This window comes from Bergeyella zoohelcum ATCC 43767 (genome assembly GCF_000301075.1).
Lineage (GTDB): Bacteria > Bacteroidota > Bacteroidia > Flavobacteriales > Weeksellaceae > Bergeyella > Bergeyella zoohelcum.
Map to the genome: position 1 here is coordinate 1 of NZ_JH932299.1, position 1,733 is coordinate 1,733.

The 1,733-nt window shown below is 30.7% G+C and carries 1 protein-coding gene; it reads left to right on the top strand.

The genetic code is table 11. From position 1 onward, the window contains the following. The first annotated feature begins 182 nt into the window (after positions 1–182). Positions 183–1,541 (top strand): ComEA family DNA-binding protein, encoded by a 1,359-nt coding sequence (locus HMPREF9699_RS10690; protein WP_002664711.1) that lies wholly within the window; start codon positions 183–185, stop codon positions 1,539–1,541. Positions 1,542–1,733: the final 192 nt, after the last annotated feature.

Consider the following 1,733-nt stretch of genomic DNA (forward strand, 5'->3'; position numbering starts at 1 on the left):
AGCCTTGTGAATCCTCACAAGGCTTTTTCGTTTTTATATATCTCCTTATCGATAAGAGCTAAATGCTAATCGCTATCAGCCAAATGACAAGAGCTTAGACTAATGAATATAGTTGGTATTTTTCATCATTTTTTGTAGATTTCAATTTTATTTCTATCTTTATTTCTCCAAATTACATCGTTATGAATTTTCGCCGTCATTTTTATTTGGAGAAGCGTCGTGTTGTCGCATTATTGTTGTTGATATTACTGCTTTGTTTCCTCTATTTTATTCATCATTGGTTTAAAGAAAAAGACCGAGATAGAGGAGAGAGAATGATGATAGAAAAAGTAGATGATAGTATATTTGTATCTCGTTTAGAAGCCTTTGATCCTAATGAATATACGCCTATAGAGTGGCGGGCACTTGGCTTTACGCAAAAACAAGTGAATACCATTATGAAATATAAAGAGGTATTGGGAGGGAAATTTACGAGTAAATCTCAAATCAAAAAGTGTTACGCTATTTCTGAAGAAAAATATTTTCAGTTGGAGCCTTTTCTTTTATTGCCAGATACGGAACATCGAGCTGAAAATTCAAGTTTTACAGCTTCTTCTGAAAATCAAAGAAAAAAAATTTTGTTAAACCGTAAGTTTAATCCAGATGACTTATCTTTTGAAGATTGGGTTCGTATGGGATTTAGTGAAGCTCAAGCAAAATCATTGTTAAAATATAAGGGATATTTAGGAGGTAGTTTTCAATCTAAAGAAAAATTTAAAGAGTCATTTGTGATATCGGATGTAGTGTATAGGCAGCTTGAACCTTATTTACTATTACCTGAAAAATCAATTAAGAAAACCAAAGAAACAAATGCTTTTGAAATTCACCCTTTTGATCCCAATATTTTGGATGTAAATGGGTGGAAAAGTTTAGGATTTACTGAAAAACAAGCACTTTCTATTTTAAAATATAAAAACAATTATCTTAAAGGTAGCTTTAGAAGTTTGGAAGATATAGAGAAAAATTTTATTCTAAAAGATAAATTTGAAAACCTCCGATCTTATATTCGGTTAAACTCTGAAACGATGCTCCCAGCTGTTCAGTCTCCGTCTATAGCTATTTCTGATATAGCTACTCATAATATTTCTTTAGAGTCATCAAAAGATGAAGAGAAAATTAATTTCTCACAGTTAGATATTAATCAAATGACGGTAAAAGAATTTAAATCTTTTGGATTTTCAGAAAAAAATGCGTTAGGGATTGTTGGTTTTAGAAAAGCCTTAGGTGGATTTGTTAATAAAAATCAGATTTTTGAAACTTATGGCATCGATAGAGAAAAAGCAGAAAAACTCATCAGTGTAGCACCTCTTAAAGTAGATGAAGTGCAAAAATATACTTTGATGGATGCACCGGAAAGTTGGCTTAAGACTCACCCTTACTTTAAATATCACGCGGATAAAATCATTTACTATAGAATTAGTCACAATTCGGAAAAGAAAATTTGGAAAACTCTTAAGGTAAAACCTGAACAAGAAGCTAAAATGAAAATGTATTTGAGATAATTTTCTACTGCGTTACTATTTTACTTTTCTCATTTTTTTCTTTTTCATAAGATTTATTGCAATCATGGGCATTTGCTAAAAGCCCTTTGCCAACAGCTATTTGTTAATTGCCCTCCGCTTTTTGTTTTGCTGTATTAAAATTTATTTTGTTGAATATCAGTATTTTGGTTATTTTGCAATAAAAAACATTAA

Coding starts and splice junctions, on each gene's coding strand:
- HMPREF9699_RS10690 (WP_002664711.1), top strand. CDS start 183: ATGAATTTTCGCCGTCATTTTTATTTGGAGAAGCGTCGTGTTGTCGCA.